This is a genomic window from Alkalispirochaeta alkalica DSM 8900, from assembly GCF_000373545.1.
GTDB lineage: Bacteria > Spirochaetota > Spirochaetia > DSM-27196 > Alkalispirochaetaceae > Alkalispirochaeta > Alkalispirochaeta alkalica.
Window position 1 is genome coordinate 1 of the sequence record NZ_KB891742.1, and the last position, 1775, is coordinate 1775.

General features: G+C 56.1%; 1 protein-coding gene. It reads right to left on the reverse strand.

Annotated elements, in window-relative coordinates; genetic code table 11:
• Positions 1 to 214 precede the first annotated feature (214 nt).
• Positions 215 to 1594, reverse strand: a complete 1380-nt coding sequence (locus B071_RS0112105) for a transposase (protein ID WP_018527339.1) — start codon at positions 1592 to 1594, stop codon at positions 215 to 217.
• Between the last annotated feature and the right edge of the window lie 181 nt (positions 1595 to 1775).

Here is a 1775-nt window from a genome sequence, read left to right on the forward strand (position 1 = left end):
GCCCCGAGGCGACAACCTGGGGCCTTCAGATCCTCCCCGATCGCTGCGACGGGGCAGGGCCGCTCTACTGCGCGCTTCTGCGACGGCGAAACTAGGAGTCTGTCGGACTTAAGGGGGTTGAAGCGGCGGATCAACAGGCTGAAATCGGAACGTTTCGACGCTGTGTGGCGGTATCCGATGGAAACCGCCTGAACAGGCTTGCCGATTTGGTGGTCTACCCGCCCGCACATCCTGTCGGTACTGGATCTGCGGTTGCGATCCGCCACATCCGCTTCAGATTGTACGCCGTACACACGAGATTCCATTCAGCATTCACCGCATTGAAGCCACGGCGAAGAAACTGATCGAATCCCAGAACCGATTTGATGATGCCGAATACCGGCTCCACGCTCTGTTTCCGCTTCTGGTAGATCTTCCGGCCTTCATTACTGCGGACCTTCTCCCGCATCGCGATCAGAACCGGGTCTTTCACCACCTTCGTCTTCTTCTTCGGCGGTCGGTAATCATAGCGGCGCAGATCATGATCATCACCGGTTATCGCAAGGTACAGCTCCGGCGCTTCCGGGTCTGAATCAAATCGCATGATCAGCTTCTTTCGCACATATCCGGCATCCGCCAGTACCGTGGTCGGCGCACCTACTTCCGGTGATACTGTCTCAAGCGCTGGCTCCAGTTCCCAGTTGTCCGCTGAGCTGTCTGCGACATATGAAGCGAGAATCAGCTGTGATCCGTCGGCATCTACCACCGCCTGGGCATTGTACGCTTGCTGCCACCCGTCTCTCCGGCTCTTGCGCATCAGATGGCTGTCCGGGTCAATCAGGTTGATCTGATTCCGGTCTTCCGGCTTCGCATCATTCGGATTCTTCCGCTTCGTGCTCGGCTTCGGTGGATCCTCATCGTCCCGGTCGTGATCTTCCCGGTCCTGCCGCCGCTGTTCTTTCTCCCGGGCCTGCTGTTCGATAGCTGCCTTGGCTTCCTGAATCTTTGCCCGTAACTCTTCTCTCCGGGCGATCTGTTCAGGTATCCGCTGACCGTCGTCTTCATCGGCTTCGTCTGCCACTTCCGCTTCTGCCATAAGTTTGTCGATGTCTTCATCAAGCTGAGTGGTCAGATCGTCGATACGGTCGTAGCGGATATTCTTGTACTTGCTGGCGTTCGCCTTGATGTGGGTGCCATCGATACTAACGGTGCCCACTTTCAGCATCTTCATCTCTCTGGCCACAAGCAGGAGCTGACGAAATGTCTCGCGGATAGCCTCATCGTTGTTCTTTCGGAAGCTGTTGATGGTATCGTGATCAGGGTGGGTGTCTCCGGTCAGGTACCGCACCGGGATCAGATGCCACGTTGCCATTTCAATCTTCCGTGATGACATAATCCCGTTGGCGTAGCAGTACAACAACAACGCCAACATCATCTGCGGTGGATACTGCGGCGTTCCCGTGCCACGATGGTTTACCACCAGCTGCGGCAGTTCCATTGATTCCACCGTATCAATGACGAAATGAACCATGTCGTTCGGGTCCAGCCACTCCTGGATACTCGGCGGCAACAGCATCGGTGTATCACGGTCAACGTTCACAAATCGGGCGCCCATACCTGGAATTCTATACCAGACGTATAGTTATGGAAATTCGTTTCCAGCCACTTCAGTCATTTTATGTCGGTAAGTCCGACAGCCTCCTAGACCCGGGGCGTACCGCAACCCCGTAAATTTTTCCGTTCCCCATCCCCGCCCCCCTACCCACAGAGAGGACGCTTCGCTACACTGGCGCTCC

Bases quoted from the DNA above. Each gene is read 5' to 3' on its own strand.
- B071_RS0112105 (WP_018527339.1), bottom strand. From the start codon at position 1,594: ATGGGCGCCCGATTTGTGAACGTTGACCGTGATACACCGATGCTGTTG.